Raw genomic sequence first — 22,988 nt, forward strand, 5'->3', positions numbered from 1 at the left:
CTGGAGACGGCGTTCCCGAACGTCGAGCAGGCACGTCCACCCGCGCCGGTGCCCACCCGGGGCCGGTGCAAACTGCCCACTCGAGTGGAGGGTGGTGGGGGAGTGCGTCAGGAGTGCGTCAGGGGAGCGCCGCGGACTCCGTGGCCATGATCCGGTCGATCGCCGCGAGGAGCCGGTCCCGGAGCGCCTGGCCGCGGACCGAGAACCCGCGCTGCTCCGCGGCGTACTGGGCCTTGCCCTCGGCGGTCTCGATGCGCACCGGGTCGTAGCCGAGCTCGCGCAGGTCGTACGGCGCGGCGCGCATGTCGAGCGAGCGGATGTCGCGCGCGAGCTCGAAGCAGTCCATGACGAGATCGCTCGCGATGGCGGGCACGAGCTTGTGCGCCCACTTGTAGAGATCCATCCCGGCATGCAGGCAGCCGGGCTGCTCCAACTCGGCCTGTCGCTCCCGCGTCGGTCGAAGAGCGTTGCGGGGCAAGGCGTCCGGGGTGAAGAAGCGATACGCGTCGAAGTGTGAGCAGGCGACCTGGTGGCTCTCGACGACCGCGTCGGTGCCCTCCGGCCCCAGACGCAGCGGCCACCCCGCGTGGCGGACGTCCGACGGGTCGAGGCGGTAGACCATGGCCCACTCGTGCAGGCCGAAGCACCCGAACCGCGCCGGCCGTCCGGCCGTGCGGACGAGCAGGTCGCGCACGAACCGGACCGTGTCCCCGCGGGCGGCCAGGAAGGCGTCCGCATCTACCCGTACGTGTTCACCATCGAGGGCGTAGAAGCGCCACTCGCGCTGCGGCGCCCGAGCCCCGCCGTCGAGCCCGACCCCCGCCCCCGGGTGCCAGCGGCGCAGCTGGGCGGGCTTGAAGGCGTAGTACGTGAAGAGGAAGTCCTCGACAGGGTGCTTGCGGTGGCCGCGGCGGCGGGACAGGTGCGCGGCGGTCGCGGCATCGACCCGCGCCTCGTGCGCCGCCGTCCACTCACGCCACTCCGGCTCACCCAGGACCTGCACCCCACGAGGGTAGGCGATCGCTCGCGCCCGACCCACCGCGCGCGGGCTGTTCGAAGGCAGGATGACCACATGGCACCGGATGACGAGCGGCCCACCCACCTGCTGCACCGCCTGACCTGCTACTCGACCGATCGTGAGTGGACCGAGGTCCCCGACGACGACCGCCTCGTCCAGGACCTCGTCCCCAATGACCTGGCCCGGCGACCCCGGCCCTACAAGGGCTACGACGACGACCTGCACCGGATCCTCCTGCCGGCCGACCTGCCTGCGTCGTCGGCCCCGGCGACGGCGGTGCTCTCCGGAGCGGCCGGGGTCGACGCGTCCGCGCTCGACCTTCCCGGTCTGGCCCGGCTGCTCTACCTGTCGTCCGGCGTGACCCGGCGGACCACCCGCCCCGACGGCGGTGTCGTCCTCTTCCGTGCGGCGGGGTCGGCGGGCGCCCGCTTCCCGCTGGAGCTCTACGTCGCCGTACCGCGCGGTGCGGCCGCCGAGGGCCTCGAACCCGGCCTGCACTGGTACGACCCCGAGGCCCACGCCCTCGTCGTCGTCGGACCACCGCCCACAGGCGACGCACCGACGATCGTCGTCACCGGAGTGCCGTGGCGCACGGGCTGGCGATACCGCGAGCGCGGCTTCCGCCACATCTACTGGGATGCCGGCACGATGCTCGCGCAGCTGCTGGCCCTCGCCGACTCAGCCGGTCTCACGGCCCGCCTCTTCACGGGCTTCCCGGATGCCGAGGTGGCTGCCCTGGTGGGCGCCGACCGGGTGCACGAGTTCCCTGTCGCCCTCGTGGCTCTCGGCCCCGGACGACCCGCCGTGCACCCGACCGGCGACCCGCTTCCCGGTCACCACGACACGGACGGGCTCGAGTTCCCGCTCGTGACCGCCGCGCAGCGGGCAGGGGAGCAGACGCAGCTCGGTCCCGAGCTCGAGCGCGGAGCCCCGGTGCGGCTCGTCTCGGCGGACCCCGGCCCGAGCATCGACGCCGTCGTCGTGAGCAAGGGCTCGATCCGACGGCTGCATCCGGACCGCACCGTCCCGCACCCCGTCCTGCTCGATGCGATGGCTGCCTCGCTGCGGGGGGTCACCGTGCCGCACTGGGTGGGTGTGAGCGGAGTCGACGACGTGCCCACCGGCATCCACCTCTGGCCCGACGTCACCACGCCGGTGCGGCCCCTCCCCGAGCAGGCCGTGCGCGCCGAGCTCTTCACCGCCGCGCTCGAGCAGGGACTGGCACGCGATGCGTCGTTCGTCGTCATGAGCGGCACCGACCTGGCCGGCCTCGACGACCACGCGTACCGCGAGGTGCAGCTCCTGTCGGGTCTCGCCGAGGGCCGGCTCCACCTCATGGCGTACGCCCTCGGTGCAGCAGCGTCGGGCATGACCTTCCGCGACTCCGACCTGGCCCACCTGCTCGGACGGGACGTCGCCGGTCTGCTGTGGACGTGCGTGGGCGTGCCGGAGTACCGCACCCGCCCGAGCGGGCTGCCCGGGTCGCCCGCCGACGTCACCATCGTCTGGCCGCGCTGACCGGGCGGGGCGGTGGACGGGCGTCGTCGTAGGCTGTGGCCCGTGCGCATCGCGAGGTACACGACCGGGGACGACCCGGCATACGGCATCGTCCAGGGCGACCCCGGCAGCGAGGTGATCACGCCGCTATCGGGCGACCCGCTCTACATCGGGATCCAGCCGAGCGGCCAGCCGCCGGTCATGCTCGAGGACGTCCGTCTGCTCGCGCCGGTGATCCCGCGCTCCAAGGTCGTGGCGATCGGCAAGAACTACGCCGACCACGCCAGGGAGATGGGTGGCGAGGCCCCGGCCGAGCCCCTGATGTTCTTCAAGCCCAACACCTCCGTCGTCGGACCGTTCGACCCCGTCGTGCTGCCGGCAGGCAGCCGCGAGGTCTCCTACGAGGGGGAGCTCGCCGTCGTGATCAAGACGATCACCAAGGGCGTCAAGGCCGAGAAGGCCGCCGAGTGCATCTACGGCTACACCATCGCCAACGACGTCACGGCCCGCGACTGGCAGCGCTCGGACGGCCAGTGGGCCCGTGCCAAGGGCTTCGACACGAGCTGCCCGCTCGGCCCCTGGGTCGAGACGGAGCTCGACCCGACCGACGTCTCGATCGTCACGACGCTCGACGGGGAGGTGCGCCAGGACGGCTCCACAGCCGACATGATCCACGGCATCGGCGCGATCATCGAGTACGCCTCGGCCGCGTTCACCCTGCTCCCCGGCGACATCATCCTCACCGGCACGCCCGCGGGTGTCGGCCTCGTCGAGGGGGGCCAGCAGGTCACCGTCGAGATCGAGGGGATCGGCTCGCTGACCAACACCTTCGTGCGTCGCTGAGAGTTCTGGGCGCCCACTACGCTGGTCGCACCATGAGCGACAACACATCAGGCATGCCGTCCAGTTCACCTCCCGGGTCCGCCTCGGGTGACGCGCAGGTCGAGGTCCGCCCGGCCGAGCAGGCCCGGCGGAGCACGTCCGACGGCAGTGGTCCGGTGCGCACCCGTGTCGCGCCGAGCCCGACGGGTGACCCGCACGTCGGCACCGCCTACATGTCGCTCTTCAACCTCGCCTTCACCCGTCAGCAGGGCGGTCAGTTCGTCCTGCGCGTCGAGGACACCGACCGCGTGCGCTTCCGCGAGGACAGCGAGGCGCAGCTCTACGACACCCTCGCGTGGCTCGGGCTGCACTGGGACGAGGGGCCGGACATCGGCGGTCCCTTCGCGCCGTACCGCCAGTCGGAGCGGCTCGACACGTACCGTCCCTACGTCGAGAAGCTCATCGAGGACCGCCGCGCGTACTACTGCTGGTGCTCGAAGGAGCGCCTCGACCAGATGCGCGAGGTCCAGCAGAAGACGAAGCAGCCGACCGGCTACGACCGCCTGTGCGTCGGCAAGACCCGCGAGGAGCGGGCTGAGCTGCCCGGCTTCACCGAGTCACCCGTCGTGCGCATGCTCATCCCGGATGACGCGCCGCTCGTCTTCGACGACGTCATCCGTGGCAAGGTGTCGGCGCCGCGCCCCGACGACCAGGTCATCCTCAAGGCGGACGGCTTCCCGACGTACCACCTGGCCGTCGTCGTCGACGACCACGAGATGGGGATCACGCACGTCGTGCGCGGCGAGGAGTGGATCAGCTCGACGCCGAAGCATGTCCTGCTCTACCAGTGGCTCGGGCTCGAGCCGCCGACGTTCGCGCACATGCCGCTCCTGCGCAACATCGACAAGTCGAAGATCTCCAAGCGCAAGAACCCCGCGGCGCGCCTGACCTGGTTCCGCGAGCAGGGCTACCTGCCTGAGGCGCTCGTGAACTTCCTTGCGCTGCTGGCCTATCCGCCGCAGCAGGACGCCGAGGGTGCTGACGTCGAGGTCTTCACCTTCGAGGAGTTCAGCCGCACCTTCGACTGGGCCAAGGTCAACCCGATCGGACCGATCTTCGACCTCAAGAAGCTCGACTGGCTCAACGGCGTCTACATCCGGTCGCTCGAGGTCGGCGACTTCGCCGGCCGCCTGCTGCCGTACCTCGTCACCGAGGGCATCCTCGGCGAGACGCAGTCCCTGGGCGAGCTGGCCCGCCTCAAGGCGATCGCCGAGCTCATCCAGACCCGCATCGCGCTGCTGACCGAGGCGCCGGCGCTCGTGCGCCCGTTCTTCGTCGCCGACGACCAGCTCGTCATCGACGACGACGCACGCGCCCAGCTCAAGGACGACGCGCCTGCGGTGCTCGACGCGGCCCTGAAGGTGCTCGGCGACGTCGACGACCACGGGCCCGGCGTCCTCGGCACGGGCAGCGCGTGGAACGCCGCCGTCATCGAGGAGGCGCTGCGCACGGCCATCGTCGAGGGGCTCGGCATCAAGCCGCGGTTCGCCTTCGGGCCGCTTCGCACCGCCGTGTCGGGTGCGCGCATCTCCCCACCGCTCTTCGAGTCGATGGAGATCCTCGGCAAGACGTCGACGCTCGCCCGCCTGCGCGCGCTGCGCGACTCGGTCTGAGGCGTCGGCGGGCCCGTGGGCACTGACGTGTGGCCGGTGCACGGCATCCACCTGCGTACGGCCGATCTCGACCTGCAGGTCATGACCGAAGGCGAGCTCGGCGTCCTGGCGGCGGCGCTGCCCGACGACGTCGAGATGAACCCGCACGCCACGCGGTATGCCGGCCTCGACGACCGTGCGAACCGCCGGGCTGTCCTGGCGCAGGGCTACTGGCGCGCGCTCGGCCTGTGGTCGCCCGACGACTGGGCGCTGCCCTTCGTCGTGCGGTCCCGCGGCGAGCTCGTCGGGGTTCAGTGGCTCGAAGGGCCCGACTGGCGCTCCGACCGCACCGTCGACTCGTCGTCGTGGCTCGTCACGTCGGCGCGGGGCAGGGGCCTGGGCAAGCAGATGCGGGCCGCCGTGCTGGCCCTCGCGTTCGGCCCGCTCCGAGCGGAGGCCGCCGTCAGCTCGGCTGTCGTCGACAACGCCTCGTCGCTCGGGGTCTCACGTGCCCTCGGCTACCGCGACACGCACCGGTCGGTCCTCGAGCACTCGGGCGAGACGCTCCAGCACGTGCGCCTCGACCGGGCGAGGTGGATCGGCTCGGGACAGTCCCACGGTGTCGTCGTCGACGGCGTGGCACCGGCCCTGCCCCTCTTCGGCGTCGAGGCGGTCGCGTGAGCGCGCCACGGCTCGAGACCGTTCTCGACGGGGTGCAGGCCCTGCTGCTCGACGTCGACGACACCATCGTCGACACACAGCGGGCCATGGTCGAGGCGGGCACGTACGCGGCCGCCGTGATCTGGCCGCACCGGGCCGGCGACGACCACCGCGCGATGGCCCAGCGCTACTACGACGACCCCGAGCGATGGTTTCCGCGCTACGCGTCCGGCGACGTCGACTTCGACGTCATGAGGGCACGGCGCCTCGCCGAGGTCGCGACGGCGTTCGGCCTCGAGGTCCCGGGCGATGCCCACCGCTCGTTCGACGACGCGTACGCCCCGGCCTTCAGGAGCGCCCAGCGGCTCTTCCCCGACGTGGTCGACCTGCTGGCGGCCGCGGAGCGAGTCGACCTGCCGGTGGCCCTGCTGACCAACTCGGCGTCCGCGCCGACCCGTGTGAAGCTCGAGGCCCTCGACCTCGTCGAGCGCTTCGACATCGTCGTCACCACCGACACGCTGGGCTTCGGCAAACCCGACCCGCGCGTCTACCTCGAGGCCTGCCGGCTCCTCGACGCTCCTCCGGGTCGCGTCGTCTGCATCGGAGACAGCCTCGAGTGGGACGTTCTCGGCGCCGAGGCAGCCGGCCTGCGGGCCATCTGGCTCGACCGGGGCGGTCGCGGGACCTCGGAGGCCGTAGCCACGGTGCGTGCTCTCGACGAGGTCGCGAAGGCCATCGACCGTCGATTTGGGCCTCCGCGCAGGGACCGGTAGTATTCCTCTTCGGTTCACCCCGTAGCTGACCGCAAGGCCAGCGAGGAGTGAAACCCCTTGGGGTATGGTGTAATTGGCAACACTACGGTTTCTGGTTCCGTCATTCTAGGTTCGAGTCCTGGTACCCCAGCTCCGGCTCACGGTCATGTGAGCCGATTCGGAGAAATCCAGCCTTCACGGTAAGGTTTCTTCTCGTGCCGAGTCCGCTCGGTACCGCTCACGGCCCCGTTGTGTAGCGGCCTAGCACGCCGCCCTCTCAAGGCGGTAGCGCGGGTTCGAATCCCGTCGGGGCTACGTGAACTGCTCGGAGGAGCAGAGGAAGACCCCGGTCCACTGGACCGGGGTCTTCCGTCGTTCCGGGGCCCGCGACGGGGCGGCGAGCCACCGCTACGCCGGCGGCCCGTCCGCGTCGGTCGAGCCGAAGCGCTCGGCGCTGACGGCCTCCTGGGCCACCCGGCGCAGCGCGAGCAGCACCGGGTCGGTGAGCACGGTGCCGACGATCGCGTAGCGCAGGGCGTCGCCCGGTGCCATCCTGCCCAGCTCCTCGGCGACGTCGGTCTCGGCGACGGTGCGCATGGCCCGCTGCCAGACCCGGAGGGTCGCGTCGTCGACGACCCAGCCGCCGGCGGCAGCCGCCGACAGCGCCTGCGCGAGCTGGCTGCTCGCGCGCGACTCCGCGCAGTCGGCCAGGCCGAGCGCCCGGACGCGGTCGGCCGCCTCCGTCGTGGGTGGCTCCGAAGCCTGATGGGGACGCAGCGCCTCGTGAACGGCGCCGAGCAGCTGGTGCCGTGACGCGGGCGGGTGCTCGAGCGCGTCGATGACCTCGCGCACCCGATCGATCGAGAGCCGTCCCACGTCGACGAGGGTGCGCACGAGCCGCACCCGCTCGACATGCGTGTCGTCGTAGACGGCCCGGGTCGCGCTCTGGGTCTCGCCGGCATGCAGGAGCCTCTCCCGCAGGTAGTACTTGAGCGTGGGGATGCTCACGCCGGTGCGGTCGGACAGCTCGGAGATGCGCACTGGGGTTCCTCTCTTGACTTTGGATAGTATGACTCTCCAAGATTGGATAGTCGAACTATCCGAAGGGCCTGTCATGGCCGGCCTCGCACACGCCACGCACACCCACGACGGCGATCTCGCCGTCTTCCTCATCGGGATGCGGGTCAACCAGCCCTGGCGACCCGACCTCTGGGTGCCGGTCCTCACGGCGATGCCGGGGATGATCGCGGAGCTGTACGCCGCCAAGGGCGCCGCCGACCGCGGGGAGGGGCCCGACCCGGGCTTCCTCGAGGCCCGCAGCCTCGTCGGCGCGCGCGGGACGACCGTCGTGCAGTACTGGCGCGACGTCGAGTCGATCTACGCGTACGCCAACGACCCGGGGGGACGCCACCGGCCCGCCTGGAGCGCCTTCTACCGGCGCAGCCGCGCGGCGACAGGAGCCGTCGGCGTCTGGCACGAGACGTATGCCGTCCCGGCCGGCGCGCACGAGAGCCTCTACCTCGGCATGCCGGCCACCGGACTCGGCAAGGCCTTCGGAACCACGCACGACCGGGCCCGCCGCAGGTACGCCCGGCTCGCGCCGGCCGTGGACGCCGTCAGCTGAGCTCGCGCAGGCCCGGCAGCACGTCGGCGGAGAACTGTTCGAGGAACCGGCCCTGGTCGTGGCCGGGCGCGTGGAAGACGACGTGGTCGAACCCCCAGTCGACGTACTGGCGCACGGCCTCGACGGCCTCGGCCGGGTCGCTCGTCACGATCCACCGCTTCGCGATCTCCTCGTCGGAGAGCTCGTCGGCGAGGCGCTCCATCTCGACCGGGTCGTCGACTCCGTGCTTCTGGTCGGCGCTGAGGGACAGCGGCGCCCAGAAGCGCACGTTGTGCAGCGCCTGCCCGGCGTCGCGGTCGTAGGACAGCTTGATCTCGATCATCCGGTCGATGTCGTCACGGGTGCGCCCTGACTTCTCCAGCCCCTCGTCGACGGCCGGCAGGAGCTTGTCCTCGTAGAGGTCCCGGCCCTTGCCTGACGTGCAGATGAACCCGTCACCCGACCTGCCGGCATACCTGGCGACGAGTGGCCCGCCCGCAGCGACATAGACCGGGATCGGCTGCTCCGGGCGGTCGTAGACCGTGGCGGCGTGGGTGCGGTAGTAGTCGCCTTCGAACTCGACGCGCTCCTCGGTCCACAGCCTGCGCATGAGCGTGACCGCCTCGCGCAGCCGGGCGAACCGCTCCTTGAACTCGGGCCACGGCGAGCCGGATGCGCCGACCGCCACCTCGTTGAGCGCCTCACCCGTGCCGATGCCGAGGACGACGCGGCCGGGGTTCAGTGCACCGAGCGTGCCGAACGCCTGCGCGACCACGGCGGGGTTGTAGCGGAAGGTCGGCGTCATGACCGACGTGCCGAGCAGCACCCGCTCGGTACGCTCGCCGACGGCTGCGAGCCAGCTCATCGCGAACGGCGCGTGCCCGTCACGGTGCCGCCACGGCTGGAAGTGGTCGGAGATGAAGACCGAGTCGAGCCCGACCTGCTCGGCCTGCGCTGCGTACGTGACGAGGTCGCGAGGACCGAACTGCTCCGCAGAAGCCTTCCAACCAACCTTGAGCACGCGAACTCCTTGGGGCCGTGGGGGAGTGACCCTGTCAGCCTAGGACCGCGCGCTCGGCGGGCCTCAAAGGGGCGGTCACCAGTGGACGACGACCTTGTCGCCGATCCGGACCTCGTTGTAGAGCTGGATGAGCAGCGGCTTGTTGCGCACGTTGACGCAGCCGTGCGAGGCGCCGGAGTACCCGAGGCGGGCGAAGTTCGAGGAGTAGTGCACGGCCTGGCCGCCGGAGAAGAACATGGAGTACGGCATGGGCGTGTGGTACAGGTTCGAGATGACGTCGACCTTCTTCTTGTAGACGGCGAAGACCCCCTCGCGCGTGGGGAGCTCGTCACTGCCGAAGCGCACGTCGAAGCCGTACTGCGGCACGCCGTCGACCACCCACGTGAGGCGCCGGGTCGACTTGCTGATGCACATGACGCGACCGGTCATGCAGCGCTCGTCGACGTCCCACGAGGTTGAGCCTGGAGCCGGGGTCGCCGGTTCGGGCTTGACGTTGGCCAGCTCGTCGGCGGTCGGTCGGTGTGTCATGCCGACGAGCTTGTCCCAGGTGCGCTCGTCGAGCGTGCCGGTGGCGTCGTACCCGCGCTTGGCCTGGAAGCCCCGGACCGATGCCGCCGTGCGGGACCCGTAGCGGTCGCTGACGTCGCCGTCGAACCAGCCGATCTGGCGCAGCCGCGCCTGGAGCGAACGGACCATGGGGCCGGTGTCGCCCCGCTGCAGCACGATGACGGGGGCGGCCGGCTTCTCGGTCGTCGGCGACGGCTTCGGAGGAGCGGGGGCGGTCGTCGGCGGCGCGGTCGTCGTGGGGAGATCCGTCGCCGTGGGGACGCTGGGGTCCGGCGTGCCGCTCGAGCTGGAGCCCGGTGCCGTCTGGCCGACCTGCGTGGCAGCGACGCCGGGGCCCTGGTCGGGGGTGCACGCGGCGGTGGCTGCGACGAGCGCGAGGGCACCCGTGAGCGTGAGGGCGCGGAGCAGACCGCCCGTGAAGCGGAACGGAGAGCTGGCTCGGTGCATCGTGACCCCTGTCTGAACCCGACGTGCCTGCGCTGGTGCGCTGCACTGAGGGTGACGCGGTCACCGTGCAAAAGGTTGTCCGAGCGGGGGTGCTGACACGGATCGTGACCGATCTGTTGTGCAATGTCCGGTCCGGGGCAGGATCCGGCACGGCCTCGCGGGCCCGCACGACGATGGGCGGGGCGGCGCGAAGGGGCGATGTGAAGGGGTGGTGCGAAGGGGTGGTGCGAAGGGTGTGGTGCGAAGGGTGTGGTGCTGTCGGACGTGCCGGCGTGTGCTCAGAAGGCGCCTGACCGCCGACGGCGTCAGGCGTTCTGCTGCTGCTGCTGTTGCTGCTGCATCGCGTGGTGGCGGCGGAGGACCTCGGTGAGCTTGTTGGCCCCGGCGACGACGGTTGCGGCGTGCAGACGGCCGGGCTGCCGGGACAGGCGCTCGATGGGGCCCGAGATCGACACGGCGGCCACGACGCGACCGGACGGGCCACGCACGGGTGCCGACACCGATGCCACTCCGGCCTCGCGCTCGGCAACGCTCTGAGCCCAGCCGCGACGACGCACGCCGGAGAGCGCCGTGGCCGTGAAGGCCGCGCCCTGGAGCCCGCGGTGCAGCCGGTCGGGCTCCTCCCACGCGAGCAGGACCTGGGCGGCGGACCCGGCGAGCATCGACAGGGTCGCGCCCACAGGGATCGAGTCGCGGAGGCCGACCGGCCGCTCTGCGGCCGCGACGCAGATGCGCTGGTCCCCCTGACGGCGGAACAGCTGCGCGCTCTCGTTGGTGTGGTCCCGCAGGGCGCCGAGCACCGGGCCGGCCGCGGCGAGGAGGCGGTCCTCCCCGGCGGCCGAGGCCAGCTCGCCGAGCCGCGGGCCCAGCACGAAGCGGCCCTGCATGTCGCGTGAGACGAGTCGGTGGTGCTCGAGAGCGACCGCCAGGCGGTGGGCCGTCGGACGGGCGAGTCCGGTGGCGCCGACGAGCTGGGCGAGGGTGGCCGGACCCGCCTCGAGGGCTCCGAGCACCGTGGCGGCCTTGTCGAGAACACCGACACCAGATGAGTTGTCCATGCACTGATATTGACGTCTCAGGCACTGAGACGTCAATCCACTGAGCCTACAAAAGGTTCACGCTTGCCCAAGAGCGATGTCGCGACCAGGTCCTCGATGGCGCACGCGCTCGACACAGGGAACGCCGCCGCGGAGGGAAGTCATGGCAGGGACACTGGCCGAGAAGGTCTGGGACGCACACGTCGTACGCCGCGCCGAGGGGGAGCCCGACCTCCTCTACATCGACCTTCACCTGCTCCACGAGGTCACCAGCCCACAGGCCTTCGACGGGTTGCGACTCGCCGGGCGCTCGGTCCGCCGGCCGGACCTGACGCTCGCCACCGAGGACCACAACGTCCCGACGACGCCCGGCCCCATCACCGACCCTGTGTCGAAGATCCAGGTCGAGACGCTACGTCGCAACTGCGAGGAGTTCGGCGTCCACCTCTATCCCATGGGCGACGCCGACCAGGGCATCGTCCACGTCGTCGGCCCCCAGCTCGGTCTGACGCAGCCCGGCATGACCGTCGTCTGCGGCGACAGCCACACCTCGACCCACGGTGCCTTCGGGGCACTCGCCTTCGGCATCGGCACGTCCGAGGTCGAGCACGTGCTCGCCACCCAGACGTTGCCGCTCAAGCCGTTCCGAACGCTCGCGGTCAACGTCCGCGGGCAGCTGCCTGCCGGAGTCACCGCCAAGGACATCGTCCTCGCCGTCATCGCCAAGATCGGCACCGGCGGCGGCCAGGGCTACGTCATCGAGTACCGCGGCGAGGCCATCGAGGCCCTGTCGATGGAGGCCCGGATGACGGTCTGCAACATGTCGATCGAGGCCGGTGCCCGTGCCGGCATGATCGCGCCCGACCAGACCACGTTCGACTACCTCAAGGGTCGTCCCCACGCGCCGACCGGCGCCGACTGGGACGCCGCCGTCGCCGAGTGGACCGCGCTGCGCACCGACGACGACGCCGTCTTCGACGCCGAGGTCGACCTCGACGCCTCCGCGCTCACGCCGTTCGTCACGTGGGGCACCAACCCCGGGCAGGGCCTGCCGCTCTCCGACTCCGTGCCCGACCCCGAGTCGTTCGCCGACGAGAGCGACCGCGTCGCTGCCGCCAACGCGCTCGCGTACATGGGCCTCGAGGCCGGCACGCCGCTGCGTGACATCAAGGTCGACACGGTCTTCGTCGGGTCGTGCACCAACGGCCGCATCGAGGACCTGCGTGCCGCGGCCGACGTCGTCCGTGGCCAGCGCGTCGCCGACGGCGTACGCATGCTCGTCGTGCCGGGGTCGGCCAAGGTGCGACTCCAGGCCGAGTCGGAGGGGCTCGACAAGATCTTCACCGAGGCCGGCGCCGAGTGGCGCCTGCCCGGTTGCTCGATGTGCCTCGGCATGAACCCCGACACCCTCGCGCCGGGGGAGCGCAGCGCGTCCACGTCCAACCGCAACTTCGAGGGTCGCCAGGGCAAGGGTGGCCGTACCCACCTCGTCAGCCCGCTCGTGGCGGCCGCGACCGCCATCCGGGGCACCCTGTCGAGCCCCGCCGACCTGCAGGCCGCGGGCCAGCCCCAGGGCGAGCTCGCGTCCGCGACGACCGGAGAGGCCTGAGCCATGGAGAAGTTCGAGACGCACACCGGCATCGGCGTCCCGCTGCGCCGCAGCAACGTCGACACCGACCAGATCATCCCGGCCGAGTACCTCAAGCGGGTCACGCGCACCGGGTTCGAGGACGGTCTCTTCGCAGCCTGGCGCAAGGACGAGTCGTTCGTCCTCAACAACCCGGTGTATGCCGATGGCTCGGTCCTCGTGGCCGGGCCGGACTTCGGCACGGGGTCGAGTCGCGAGCACGCCGTCTGGGCCCTCATGAACTGGGGCTTCCGCGTCGTCATCTCCTCGCGCTTCGCCGACATCTTCCGCGGCAACAGCGGCAAGCAGGGCCTGCTCACGGCGATCGTCGCCCAGGACGACGTCGAGCTGATCTGGAAGTACCTGGAGAACAACCCCGGCGCCGAGATCACCGTCGACCTGGTCGGTCGTACCGTGCACGCCGGCGAGATCGTGGCCCCTTTCGACATCGACGACTACACGCGCTGGCGGCTTCTCGAGGGGCTCGACGACATCGGACTCACCCTGCGACACGAGGATCTCGTCGCGGATTTCGAGTCGGTGCGTCCGAGCCACAAACCGGTCACCACGCCGGCCTGACCCCGAGCGGTTCGGCGCCTCAACCGAGGTGACGACAGAGCGGATCCCATTGCGACGCAATGGGATCCGCTCTCGTATGTGGACGATCCGGACGTTCTGCCCAGGACTTCGATCGGTTCCCCGGAGGGGTAAGGGGACGTCAAAGTCCTTGCGACACAACGAAAAACCCAGCGATTGGTGATGGACGCGCACGGCGAGTCGGCCTAACGTCAGGAGGTAGCCGGACCGGTTCCGGACGCACATCGTCGGGTCGCCTGACGCCGACAGTCCTCTGGAGGGGAAGACGTGAACAAGGCAGAACTGATCGACGCGCTGGAGAGCAAGCTCGGCAGCAAGAAGGTCGCATCCGATGCGTTGGAGGCGTTCCTCGACGTCGTCATCCGCGAGGTCGCCAAGGGCGGCAAGGTCGGCATCACCGGTTTCGGCACCTTCGAGCGCGCCGACCGGGCCGCGCGCACCGGCCGCAACCCCAAGACGGGGGCGACCGTGAGGATCAAGAAGACCCGCGTCCCGAAGTTCCGGTCGGGCACCAACTTCAAGGAGGTCGTCTCCGGCGCCAAGAAGCTCTCGAAGACCGAGTCCGCCGCCTCACGCGCCTCCGCCGGCTCGTCGGCGGTCCCGGCGACGAAGACCGCGGCGAAGAAGACGGCTACCAAGGCCGCTCCGGCCAAGACGGCCGTGAAGAAGACGGCCACGAAGGCCGCTCCGGCCAAGACCGCGGTGAAGAAGACGGCTACCAAGGCCGCTCCGGCCAAGACCGCGGTGAAGAAGACGGCTACCAAGGCCGCTCCGGCCAAGACCGCGGTGAAGAAGACGGCTACCAAGGCCGCTCCGGCCAAGACGGCCGTGAAGAAGACGGCTACCAAGGCCGCTCCGGCCAAGACCGCGGTGAAGAAGACGGCCACCAAGGCCGCTCCGGCCAAGACCGCGGCGAAGAAGACGACGACCACGGGCACCGCCAAGACGACCACCGCGCGCAAGACGACCGCCAGGAAGACCGCCGCGAGGTGACCGTCACCCTCCGTCACACGCCATAGGGCAGTGACGGTCTGGGACGTGGACATGGAGTGGGCCCGGCCGCGGCCGGGCCCACGTGCATGCGCGGACTCAGGTGGGCCGATCTGCTTCGTCGGTGCGAGTCGACTCGCGTGCCTGGTGACGTCAAGGGCCGCATCGACGAAGGGCCGACTCGCATCGACCCGCATCGAGCCAGCACCAGTGCCCCGTCAGTGAATGGCCTGGCCGGCCCCGATGCCCACGATGCGCAGACCGACGACGAGGTCGTCGACGACGTCGACCGTGAGGCGCTGGCCGAGCCGCAGCAACCGCAGCCCGCTCGCGTCGAACGCAGGGGCCTCGAACCTCAGCTCCACGCCGTCGTCGCGCAGGACGCTCCCCGTGTGCGTCTCGGGGTCGAAGCGGTGAACCGTTGCCTGCATGCTCCTGATCCAACCAGACGCCCGGTGCTCGAGGACGGCGAGTGTCGCGGGCCCCAGGCCGAGCCGGCGGGCGCGCGACAGGCTCCTGGCGTCGTCGACGTCGGTGCGCAGCCGGGGGAGGGGCAGGTCGAGCAGCACGGCCCCGTCGGCAGCGTGTCGCGACGCGCTGTCGGCGCCGAACCTCGGCGTGAAGCCCGTCCCGCACCGCAGCACGGTGCCCGTGCCGTCGGCATCCGGCACGAACGACTCGCCGGCGCCTCCGGCGGCCGCGAGCGCCGTCTCCAGCGACGCTGCGTCGAGGGCCGGGAGGTCGCCGAGCAGCACCGCCACGGGCGCTCCCGGCCCGGCGTGCCGCATACCCTCCGTGACCGCGCCGTTGAGGCCGGTGCCAGGGTCGGTGAGGACGTGTGCGCCCCGTGCCCGCCAGGCGGCTGCGAGGGGGACGTCGCCCGTCACGAGGACGAGCCGGTCGGGCCCTACGGCATCGAGCACCGCCGCGAGCGTGTCGTTCGCGATCGCGGCGCTGAGCTCCGCCCGGTCCGAGCCCACGGCACGGGCCAGGCGCGACTTGCCGTGCCCCGTGTCCTTGACGGGGACGACCACGTGCCAGTCGACGGGCCGCTCGGGGACGAGGGTCTCGGAAGGTGCGGTGGGGAAGGTCGTCATGCTGGCGATATCGTCCCACTCGCCGCCGCGCTGCTCGACACCGCGCCGTGAGGTGGACAAGATGAAGGCCAGCGACGTCGACCGGCGTGCGCCCGACGAGGAGGACGTGGACTGTGACAGCCGGCGCGCGCTCGAGGCGGCTGCCGTGGGCCTACCGGTTCGTGGCGTTCCTGCTCCGTCCCCTGCTCATGGGACTGACCAAGCGAGACTGGCGCGGACTGGAGAACCTCCCGGCCGAGGGCGGGTTCGTCGTCTCGCCGAACCACATCTCCTATGCCGACCCGCTCGTCTTCGCCCACTTCATGTTCGACAGTGGGCGCGAGGCCTACTTCCTCGGCAAGGACAGCCTCTTCGCCATCCCCGTCGTCGGGTGGCTGCTCAAGAAGTGCGGCCAGATCCCCGTCTACCGCAACACGGTCGCCGCCGCCGACTCCTACCGCGCAGCCGTCGAGGCCGTGCATGCCGGCAAGGCGGTGGGCATCTTCCCCGAGGGCACGATCACGCGTGACCCCGACCTCTGGCCGATGCGCGGCAAGACGGGCGCCGCCCGCGTCGCGCTCGAGACCCGTTGCCCGCTCATCCCCGTCGCGCAGTGGGGCGCCCAGGAGATCCTGGCGCCCTACGGCCACCGCCCTTCGATCCTCCCGCGCAAGACGATGATGATGTATGCCGGTCCGCCCGTGGACCTGTCGGACCTCTACGGGCGCCCGATCGACACGAAGGTGCTGCGCGAGGCGACCGACCGGCTCATGGAATGCATCACCGTGCTGCTCGAGGTGCTGCGCGAGGAGAAGCGGCCGACCGAGCGCTTCGACCCCCGCCGGCACGGGCTGCCCCAGACGGGCGACCCGCTGCGGCAGCCCGACGGCAGGCGCCGCAAGCGCGCTGCCGACGGCGCCGAGGACCAGCCGTGAGCCCGACGCGCGTCGCTGTCATGGGCAGCGGCAACTGGGGCACCGCGTTCGGGGTGATCCTCGCCGACGCCGGGTGTGACGTGTCGATGTGGGCGCGGCGCCCGGAGGTCGCCGAGGCGATCAACGCCGGTCGCAACGAGGCCTACCTGCCCGAGCTCGACCTCCCGTCGTCGGTCCGTGCCACGACCGAGGCCGACGAGGCGCTCGATGCCGCCGACATCGTCGTGCTCGCGGTTCCGTCGCAGACGCTGCGCGCCAACCTGTCCCAGTGGGGCTCCGCGATCCCCGCCGGGGCGCCCGTCGTCTCGCTCATGAAGGGCGTCGAGCTCGGCACGACGATGCGCATGAGCGAGGTCATCGCCGAGGCCGCGTCCGTCGAGCAGGGCCGCATCGTCGTCGTGTCCGGTCCCAACCTCGCGCCCGAGATCGCCCGCAAGCAGCCCGCGGCGGGCGTCGTCGCGTGCACCGACATGTCGGCCGCGGAGCGCGTCGCGAGCGCCTGCGCGACACCGTACTTCCGCCCGTACACCGACACCGACGTCATCGGCGCCGAGGTCTGCGGTGCGACGAAGAACGTCGTCGCGCTGGCCTCGGGCATGGCCGAGGGGATGGGGTTCGGCGACAACACCAAGGCCACGATCATCACGCGCGGCCTGGCCGAGACGACCCGTCTGGGGCTCGCGCTCGGCGCGCACCCGCAGACGTTCATGGGGCTCGCCGGTGTCGGTGACCTCATCGCCACGTGCATGTCGCCGCTGTCGCGCAACCACTCCTTCGGCGTGCGGCTCGGTCGGGGGCGCACGGTCGACGAGGCCACCGCCGAGCTGCGCACGACGACCGAAGGCGTCAAGTCGTGCGAGTCGATCCTCACCCTCGCCGAGCAGCACGACGTCGTCATGCCCATCTGCGAGCAGGTCGTCGCCGTCATCCGCGACGGCCACTCGGCGAGCGAGGTGGGCCCGCGCCTCATGTCGCGCGACCTCAAGGCCGAGAAGCACTGAGCCACCCGACAGCAACACACCGAGCAAACACCAACGCACCGGCATCCGATCCCGGTGCGTTGGTGGTTGCTCGGTGTGTTGCGGGGTCGATGGTGTCGTCAGAGGGTGCGCAGCGCCTGGTCGAGGTCGGCCCACAGGTCGTCGACGTGCTCGATGCCGACCGACAGGCGCAGCAGGTTGGGTGGCACCTGCTCGGACTCGGTCGGGTGACGGCGGCGGCGCTCGACCTGGGACTCGACGCCGCCGAGGCTCGTCGAGTGCAGCCACAGCCGGGTGGCGTCGCAGACCCGTTCGGCCGCGTCGGCGTCGCCGGCCACGTCGATGGAGAGCATCGCGCCCGCGCCGGGGTAGCGCACCCGCGAGACCGACGGGTGGCCCTCGAGGCGCCGGGCGAGCTCGGCCGCGGTCGCGCTCGCCCGCTCGAAGCGCAGCGACAGGGTGCGCAGACCACGCAGGGCCAGGAACACCTCGAGCGGTCCCGCGATGGCGCCGTGCAGCGTCCGGTGGCGCAGCAGCCGCTCGCCGATCTCGCGCCCGCGGTCGGTGTCGGCGACGACGGTCGCGCCGAGGACGACGTCGCTGTGGCCGGAGAGGTACTTCGTCACGGAGTGCACGACGACGTCGGCACCGAGCTCGAGGGGGCGGCACAGCAGCGGCGTCGATAGCGTGTTGTCGACCACGCTCGTGACACCGAGCTCGCGAGCCCGGGCGAGGACGACGTCGAGCTCCGTGACGTCCATGAGCGGGTTGGTGGGGGACTCGATCCACAGCAGGTCCGCCGACTCCAGGGCGGCCAGGAACCGGGCCGTGTCGGAGGCGTGCACGCGCACGACGGTGCCGCCGGCCTTCTCGTGGGCGACGAGCAGGTCGCCGGTGCCGTTGTAGGTCTGGTCGGGCGCCACGATGGTGGCGCCGACCGGCACGAGCGAGAGGGCCGCCGAGATGGCTCCCATGCCCGAGGCGTGCACGAGCGCGCGGCCGCCCTCGAGGCCGCCGAGAGCCTCCTCGAACGCGTTCCACGTCGGGTTGCCCGAGCGGGCGTAGTTGACCGGGCCGTCCGCGGCATACGTCGACGTCAGCTCCACGGGCACGTTGACCGAGGAGCCCGCCGAGCGGTCGGGACGGCCCGCCGAGACGAGGAACGTCTCGACGTGCAGGTGCTGATCCGCGTCTGAGGCCACGCCCTCAGCGTACGAGCGGCCCCGCGCGTTCCGGATAGAGTCTCGTCTGATGACCACGGACCAGCCCCAGCCCGACCAGCCGAGCCGCCCCCCGCGCGTCGCCATCGTCTTCGGAGGACGTTCCTCCGAGCATGCCGTCTCCTGTGCCACCGCAGCGGGGGTGCTGCGAGCCATCGACCGCAGCAAGTACGACATCGTGCCGATCGGCATCTCTCGTGACGGCCAGTGGGTGCTGGCCGCCGACGACCCGTCCCGCTTCGAGCTGACGGCGGGCCGTACGCCCGAGGTCGAGCCGAGCGACGCGCACGTCGTCCTGCCGCTGTCGACGCGGGAGACCGCGCTCACGGTGCTCGAGGCAGGACAGCCGCCACAGGAGCTCGGCACCGTCGACGTCGTCTTCCCGCTGCTGCACGGTCCGTTCGGTGAGGACGGAACGCTCCAGGGCTTCCTCGAACTCTCCGACGTGCGCTACGTCGGCTCGGGCGTCTTCGCCTCCGCCGCAGGCATGGACAAGCACTACATGAAGGTCGTCTTCGCCGGTCACGGCCTTCCCATCGGGCCGTATGCCGTCATCACCGACCGCGCCTGGCGCACCGACCCCACCGCCGCGATGGATGCCTGCGCCGGCCTCGCCTACCCGGTCTTCGTCAAGCCGGCCCGTGCGGGCTCGTCGATGGGCATCACGAAGGTCGACGACCCGGCCGACCTCGAGGCCGCCATCGAGGCGGCCCGTCAGCACGACCCCAAGGTCCTCGTCGAGGCCGGCATCGCAGGCCGGGAGATCGAGTGCGCCGTCCTCGAGGGCCACGGCCTGGACGGGCCGCGCACCTCCGAGGTCGCCGAGATCGTCGTGCACGACAACCACTCCTTCTACGACTTCGAGGCGAAGTACCTCGTCGAGGCGGACGTCGACCTCAGCTGCCCGGCCGACGTGCCGGAGGAGGTCGGCAAGGAGGTCCGCCGCCTCGCGGCCGAGGCCTTCGAGTCGCTCGGGTGCGAGGGGCTCGCCCGCGTCGACTGCTTCTACACCGACGACGGACGCGTCATCATCAACGAGATCAACACCATGCCGGGCTTCACTCCGCACTCGATGTACCCGCGGATGTGGGCGGCGTCAGGGCTCGACTACCCCGACCTCATCGACGAGCTCATCTCGCTCGCGCTCGAGCGGCGCACCGGCCTGCGCTGACGCACGGCAGACGTCTCGGTACGCCTCAGGTGCAGCGGCGACCGTTCTCGGGAAGCGTCCTCGCGAGGCTGGTGAAGGCGGGTAGGAGAAGGGGCACCGCGCCGTACTGCGCCGGTGCGAGGACCTCGATGGCGGGCTCGCGGCCGTAGGTCGTGGCGGCCGAGCCGTCGCTGAGGGCGCGCACCACCCAGTCCACGCCGTCGACGGTGACGCAGTCGTCGGTCGTCGGCCCGAGCGGGTCGAGGCCGCAGCGGGCGATGATCGCGGGCTCGCCCCACGCCGCGACGGAGCCGTAGTCGGGCTGCGTCGCGACCCGCTGGTGGCCGCTCACCTCGGCCGGCCACGCGGCCGAGGCGCACGCGGGCGCCGACGCCTGGGGTGCCAGGGCGACCTCGGGCGGCCGGCTGCACGCGGACAGCACGACGGCGGCGCCGATGAGCGCCGCCGTCGAGAAGTGCTGACGTCTGGTCAGGGTCAGCCTCAGACGTGCACGACCGTGCAGGTGAGGGTCCGGGTGATGCCCGGGACGTCCTGGAGCTTCGCGATGACGAGCCGGCCGAGGTCATCGACGTTGGAGGCCTCGACGCGCGCGATGACGTCGTAGGGGCCGGTCACGTCCTCGGCCAGAGTGACGCCCGAGATCCCGGCGATCTGCTCCGCCACGCTCGCGGCCTTGCCCACCTCGGTCTGAATCAGGATGTACGCCTGAACCACGTGTCACCTCACTGTGTGTCGATCGTTGGACGGTCGCCCGAGACGTTGGTGGTGTCGGACGACCGGTCGGAACGGCAGGCCTCAGTGTGACTGCGACCGTGCCCTGACGCTACCTTGCCATGGGGCCTCACGTCCCATGGAAACCGGGCCCGTCAAGCGGCCGTCACCGAAAGGGTGTGTGATCCGTGCCGAACGGGCAGCGGCTCCAGCGTGGGCCGATGATGACGGGCGGCACGCCGCTGCGGTCGCTCGACGAGGACCAGCTGCTCGCGCGGATCCTGCCGGCCTACGGGGTGACCGACGAGCTGCTCGTCGCGCCCGGTGACGACGCCGCCGTGCTGCGCACCACCGAGCGCACGATCGCGACGACCGACACGGTCGTGCTCGGCCGCGACTGGCTCGACGCGTGGTCCTCGGGCGCCGACGTCGGCCACAAGGTCATCGCCCAGAACCTCGCCGACGTCGCGGCCATGGGCGGGCACCCGACCGGCATCCTCGTGACGCTCGTCGCCGACCCCGAGCTGTCGCTCGAGTGGGTCCTCGACCTCGTGGCCGGCCTCGCCGATGCCTGCGCCGCTGCGAAGGTCGCCGTGCTCGGTGGCGACCTGTCGTCGGCGCCCGCCGGCGTCGTCATGGTGTCGGTGACGGCGCTCGGCCGACTCGACGGCGAGCCGGTGCTGCGCTCCGGGGCGCGCGACGGCGACGTCCTCGCGGTCTACGGGTCGCTGGGCCTCGCCGACGCCGGTCTGCGTCTGCTGCAGACCGGTCACGAGGGCCGCCACCCGCAGGCTGTGGCCCGTCAACGCCGCCCCGAGCCGTCCCTGGCCGCCGGCCCGGCAGCGGCAGAGGCGGGAGCCACGTCGATGCTCGACCTCAGCGACGGCCTGCTCCGTGACGGGGGTCGCATCGCCCGGTCGAGCGGCGTCGTCATCGATCTCGACCCCGCGCAGCTCGCGCCCTTCGTCGAGGTGCTCACTGACGTGCTGGGCGCCGAGGCCGCGCTCGACTGCGTGCTGGCCGGCGGTGAGGAGCACTCGCTCCTCGCCACGTTCCCGGCCGACGTGCTGCCCGACGGGTGGCGCGCGCTCGGGCGCGTCCGCGCTCCCGCAGAGGGGGAGGAGCCCGGGATCCTCGTCGCCGGTGAGGTCGTCATGCACACCGGCTGGGACCACTTCAGCGGCTCCTGACCGCGTCCGGCCCACCCGTGAGCCGTTGACGACCTTGCACCTCTCTCCGCGGGTCGAGGTGTCCCGTTCGAGGTTGTCCGTCGGGCCCTGCCGCGAGAGCTCACCTCGACCGGCCGCGCCCCGAGCGGTTCGAGGTATGCGGTCGAACCCGCAGCCCCGAGGGCACGAAAAAGGCCGGTCCCGAGGGACCGGCCTTCAGCGTTGGTGAGGGACGTTCAGCGAACGACCTTGCCCGCCTTGAGGCAGGAGGTGCAGACGTTGAGTCGCTTCGGCGTCACACCGTCCACCAGCGTCCGAACGCGCTGGATGTTGGGGTTCCAGCGGCGCTTGGTGCGGCGGTGCGAGTGCGAGATGTTGTGACCGAAGCTCGGTCCCTTGCCGCAGACGTCGCAGTTGGCAGCCACGGGTATCTCCTGAAATTCGATGTTGACGAAGTGCTGAGCTCCACCACTGAGTCGGGGCCGACGCACACCAAGGCGCGCGTCACCCCGAGGTGTACGGGGGGAACCGGTCAAGAGTAGCCGACGAGCCGCCGGGACGACAAAACGGCCGGGGCGGCTGGCGCGGGAGCCTCCCCCGGGCCTCCACCGGAGCCTCCCCCGAGCCTCCCCGGAGCCTCAGACGAAGGCGCGGGCCGCATCGACGAGCTGGGCGGCATACGCCGGGCCGTGCGACGAGGCGTGGGTCGCGAGCGGGTGCAGCTGGTGCAGCTCGATGAGCGCTCGCCAGCCCGGTGTGAGGCCCGCGACCTGCTCGTACGCCGCGCCGATGAGGTCCAGCCCGGGGCAGCCGAACAGGGCGAGCATCGCCAGATCGGTGAGGCCGTGCCCACCGTGCGCGGCCGGGTCGATGAGCACCGCTCCGTCGCGGGTGAACAGGACGTTCCCGGACCACAGGTCGCCGTGGACACGGGCGGGCGGGCGGTCGTCGTCGAAGTCGCCGGCCGCGAGGCGGTCGCAGACCCGGTCGACGATCCGGGCGCCGTCGGGATCGAGATGGCCACGGTCGACGGCGCGGCGCACGAAGGGGCGCACCCGCTGCTCGGCGTAGAAGAGGCCCCACGTCGGAGTCGGGTCGTTGCGCTGGGGCTGCCGCCCGATCCACGAGTCGCCCGTCCAGGAGGGCGGGGGAGAGCCGAATGCCGGGGCGCCCATGCCGTGCGTGACCGCGAGGGCGCGCCCGAGAGCCTCGGCAGCCTCGGGGGTGGGCCGGGCTGGGTGGAGGCGAGCCAGGTCGATGTGGTCGGGAGCGACGTCCCGGACCTCCACGACGCGAGCGCCGCCAAGAGGCTGCGCCTCGGCCAGCCAGCGCAGCCCCGCGGCCTCGACCTCGTAGAAGCCGGGCGGGGCGCTGGGCCACGACTTGCGGTGGTGGGCGGTGGAGGCGCTCGACACACGGCCCAAGGTAGCCCGACC

General features: G+C 71.5%; 24 protein-coding genes and 2 tRNA genes. 15 read left to right on the forward strand and 11 right to left on the reverse strand.

Annotation, left to right across the window (positions count from 1 at the left end; genetic code table 11):
* Positions 1 to 118 precede the first annotated feature (118 nt).
* Positions 119 to 1,003: a 3-methyladenine DNA glycosylase gene (locus tag ACFQU3_RS16005; RefSeq protein ID WP_385911507.1), complete on the reverse strand. Its 885-nt coding sequence runs from the start codon at positions 1,001 to 1,003 to the stop codon at positions 119 to 121.
* A gap of 69 nt (positions 1,004 to 1,072) precedes the next feature.
* Here ACFQU3_RS16005 and ACFQU3_RS16010 point away from each other — a divergent pair, with 69 nt between their 5' ends.
* The 7 genes from ACFQU3_RS16010 (at position 1,073) to ACFQU3_RS16040 (ending at position 6,716) form a co-directional block, all read left to right on the forward strand.
* Positions 1,073 to 2,536, forward strand: a complete 1,464-nt coding sequence (locus tag ACFQU3_RS16010) for a nitroreductase family protein (protein WP_385911509.1) — start codon at positions 1,073 to 1,075, stop codon at positions 2,534 to 2,536.
* A 42-nt stretch (positions 2,537 to 2,578) separates the two neighbouring features.
* Positions 2,579 to 3,358 (forward strand): fumarylacetoacetate hydrolase family protein, encoded by a 780-nt coding sequence (locus tag ACFQU3_RS16015; RefSeq protein ID WP_385911511.1) that lies wholly within the window; start codon positions 2,579 to 2,581, stop codon positions 3,356 to 3,358.
* Between the two features lie 32 nt (positions 3,359 to 3,390).
* Positions 3,391 to 5,010, forward strand: coding sequence for a glutamate--tRNA ligase (gene gltX / locus ACFQU3_RS16020; protein ID WP_385911513.1), 1,620 nt, complete (start codon positions 3,391 to 3,393; stop codon positions 5,008 to 5,010).
* 15 nt (positions 5,011 to 5,025) lie between these two features.
* Entirely contained in the window at positions 5,026 to 5,670 is a 645-nt protein-coding gene (locus ACFQU3_RS16025) for a GNAT family N-acetyltransferase (RefSeq protein ID WP_385911515.1), read from the forward strand.
* On the forward strand, positions 5,667 to 6,422 hold the full coding sequence (locus ACFQU3_RS16030; protein WP_385911517.1) for an HAD family hydrolase: 756 nt from the start codon (positions 5,667 to 5,669) through the stop codon (positions 6,420 to 6,422). Before ACFQU3_RS16025 ends, ACFQU3_RS16030 begins: the two co-directional genes overlap by 4 nt.
* 58 nt (positions 6,423 to 6,480) lie before the next feature.
* A tRNA-Gln gene (locus tag ACFQU3_RS16035) sits at positions 6,481 to 6,552 on the forward strand.
* Between the two features lie 91 nt (positions 6,553 to 6,643).
* Positions 6,644 to 6,716, forward strand: a tRNA-Glu gene (locus tag ACFQU3_RS16040).
* 93 nt (positions 6,717 to 6,809) lie between these two features.
* Here ACFQU3_RS16040 and ACFQU3_RS16045 read toward each other — a convergent pair.
* On the reverse strand, positions 6,810 to 7,442 hold the full coding sequence (locus ACFQU3_RS16045) for a MerR family transcriptional regulator (protein WP_385911519.1): 633 nt from the start codon (positions 7,440 to 7,442) through the stop codon (positions 6,810 to 6,812).
* Between the two features lie 73 nt (positions 7,443 to 7,515).
* Here ACFQU3_RS16045 and ACFQU3_RS16050 point away from each other — a divergent pair, with 73 nt between their 5' ends.
* The gene (locus ACFQU3_RS16050; RefSeq protein WP_385911521.1) at positions 7,516 to 8,025 is read left to right on the forward strand and encodes a DUF4188 domain-containing protein; all 510 of its coding nucleotides are present in this window, start codon (positions 7,516 to 7,518) and stop codon (positions 8,023 to 8,025) included.
* On the opposite strand, the gene fgd is transcribed toward ACFQU3_RS16050, so the two are convergent.
* The 3 genes from fgd to ACFQU3_RS16065 form a co-directional block, all read right to left on the reverse strand.
* A complete protein-coding gene (gene fgd, locus ACFQU3_RS16055) occupies positions 8,018 to 9,025 on the reverse strand; it encodes a glucose-6-phosphate dehydrogenase (coenzyme-F420) (RefSeq protein WP_385911523.1) in 1,008 nt (335 codons plus the stop codon). The genes ACFQU3_RS16050 and fgd overlap by 8 nt on opposite strands.
* 75 nt (positions 9,026 to 9,100) lie before the next feature.
* The gene (locus ACFQU3_RS16060; protein WP_385911525.1) at positions 9,101 to 10,039 is read right to left on the reverse strand and encodes a L,D-transpeptidase family protein; all 939 of its coding nucleotides are present in this window, start codon (positions 10,037 to 10,039) and stop codon (positions 9,101 to 9,103) included.
* A 305-nt stretch (positions 10,040 to 10,344) separates the two neighbouring features.
* Positions 10,345 to 11,097 (reverse strand): IclR family transcriptional regulator, encoded by a 753-nt coding sequence (locus ACFQU3_RS16065; RefSeq protein ID WP_045191628.1) that lies wholly within the window; start codon positions 11,095 to 11,097, stop codon positions 10,345 to 10,347.
* A gap of 142 nt (positions 11,098 to 11,239) precedes the next feature.
* Between ACFQU3_RS16065 and leuC the strand changes: the two genes are divergently transcribed.
* The 3 genes from leuC to ACFQU3_RS16080 all read left to right on the forward strand — a co-directional run bounded on the left by leuC (position 11,240) and on the right by ACFQU3_RS16080 (position 14,293).
* On the forward strand, positions 11,240 to 12,685 hold the full coding sequence (leuC, locus tag ACFQU3_RS16070; RefSeq protein ID WP_385911527.1) for a 3-isopropylmalate dehydratase large subunit: 1,446 nt from the start codon (positions 11,240 to 11,242) through the stop codon (positions 12,683 to 12,685).
* Positions 12,686 to 12,688: 3 nt separating this feature from the next.
* On the forward strand, positions 12,689 to 13,282 hold the full coding sequence (gene leuD, locus ACFQU3_RS16075) for a 3-isopropylmalate dehydratase small subunit (protein WP_385911529.1): 594 nt from the start codon (positions 12,689 to 12,691) through the stop codon (positions 13,280 to 13,282).
* A gap of 285 nt (positions 13,283 to 13,567) precedes the next feature.
* Positions 13,568 to 14,293: an HU family DNA-binding protein gene (locus ACFQU3_RS16080; RefSeq protein WP_385911530.1), complete on the forward strand. Its 726-nt coding sequence runs from the start codon at positions 13,568 to 13,570 to the stop codon at positions 14,291 to 14,293.
* Positions 14,294 to 14,508: 215 nt separating this feature from the next.
* Here ACFQU3_RS16080 and cofC read toward each other — a convergent pair whose 3' ends face one another.
* Positions 14,509 to 15,387, reverse strand: coding sequence for a 2-phospho-L-lactate guanylyltransferase (gene cofC, locus ACFQU3_RS16085; protein ID WP_385911532.1), 879 nt, complete (start codon positions 15,385 to 15,387; stop codon positions 14,509 to 14,511).
* A 113-nt stretch (positions 15,388 to 15,500) separates the two neighbouring features.
* On the opposite strand from cofC, the gene ACFQU3_RS16090 reads away from it, so the two are divergent.
* Together ACFQU3_RS16090 and ACFQU3_RS16095 are read left to right on the forward strand one after the other, a co-directional pair.
* Complete coding sequence (locus ACFQU3_RS16090; RefSeq protein WP_385911534.1) at positions 15,501 to 16,301, forward strand: lysophospholipid acyltransferase family protein; 801 nt, start codon at positions 15,501 to 15,503, stop codon at positions 16,299 to 16,301.
* Positions 16,298 to 17,302, forward strand: coding sequence for an NAD(P)H-dependent glycerol-3-phosphate dehydrogenase (locus ACFQU3_RS16095; protein ID WP_385911536.1), 1,005 nt, complete (start codon positions 16,298 to 16,300; stop codon positions 17,300 to 17,302). The genes ACFQU3_RS16090 and ACFQU3_RS16095 overlap by 4 nt, the downstream gene beginning before the upstream one ends.
* A 98-nt stretch (positions 17,303 to 17,400) precedes the next feature.
* On the opposite strand, the gene ACFQU3_RS16100 is transcribed toward ACFQU3_RS16095, so the two are convergent.
* Complete coding sequence (locus ACFQU3_RS16100) at positions 17,401 to 18,483, reverse strand: trans-sulfuration enzyme family protein (protein ID WP_385911538.1); 1,083 nt, start codon at positions 18,481 to 18,483, stop codon at positions 17,401 to 17,403.
* A 49-nt stretch (positions 18,484 to 18,532) separates the two neighbouring features.
* On the opposite strand from ACFQU3_RS16100, the gene ACFQU3_RS16105 reads away from it, so the two are divergent.
* Positions 18,533 to 19,672 carry a D-alanine--D-alanine ligase family protein gene (locus ACFQU3_RS16105; RefSeq protein WP_385911540.1) on the forward strand — a complete coding sequence of 380 codons (1,140 nt, stop codon included), beginning with the start codon at positions 18,533 to 18,535 and terminating at the stop codon, positions 19,670 to 19,672.
* A gap of 25 nt (positions 19,673 to 19,697) precedes the next feature.
* On the opposite strand, the gene ACFQU3_RS16110 is transcribed toward ACFQU3_RS16105, so the two are convergent.
* The gene (locus tag ACFQU3_RS16110) at positions 19,698 to 20,093 is read right to left on the reverse strand and encodes a DUF3515 family protein (protein ID WP_385911542.1); all 396 of its coding nucleotides are present in this window, start codon (positions 20,091 to 20,093) and stop codon (positions 19,698 to 19,700) included.
* Positions 20,094 to 20,152: 59 nt separating this feature from the next.
* Positions 20,153 to 20,386, reverse strand: coding sequence for an Lrp/AsnC family transcriptional regulator (locus tag ACFQU3_RS16115; RefSeq protein WP_030146698.1), 234 nt, complete (start codon positions 20,384 to 20,386; stop codon positions 20,153 to 20,155).
* A 185-nt stretch (positions 20,387 to 20,571) separates the two neighbouring features.
* Between ACFQU3_RS16115 and thiL the strand changes: the two genes are divergently transcribed.
* Positions 20,572 to 21,573: a thiamine-phosphate kinase gene (gene thiL, locus ACFQU3_RS16120; protein ID WP_385911544.1), complete on the forward strand. Its 1,002-nt coding sequence runs from the start codon at positions 20,572 to 20,574 to the stop codon at positions 21,571 to 21,573.
* A 215-nt stretch (positions 21,574 to 21,788) separates the two neighbouring features.
* Here thiL and rpmB read toward each other — a convergent pair whose 3' ends face one another.
* Both rpmB and ACFQU3_RS16130 read right to left on the reverse strand, forming a co-directional pair.
* Entirely contained in the window at positions 21,789 to 21,977 is a 189-nt protein-coding gene (rpmB, locus tag ACFQU3_RS16125; RefSeq protein WP_020142801.1) for a 50S ribosomal protein L28, read from the reverse strand.
* 213 nt (positions 21,978 to 22,190) lie between these two features.
* Complete coding sequence (locus ACFQU3_RS16130; RefSeq protein ID WP_385911547.1) at positions 22,191 to 22,967, reverse strand: fructosamine kinase family protein; 777 nt, start codon at positions 22,965 to 22,967, stop codon at positions 22,191 to 22,193.
* Between the last annotated feature and the right edge of the window lie 21 nt (positions 22,968 to 22,988).

The organism is Terrabacter sp. GCM10028922, assembly GCF_042666095.1.
GTDB lineage: Bacteria > Actinomycetota > Actinomycetes > Actinomycetales > Dermatophilaceae > Terrabacter.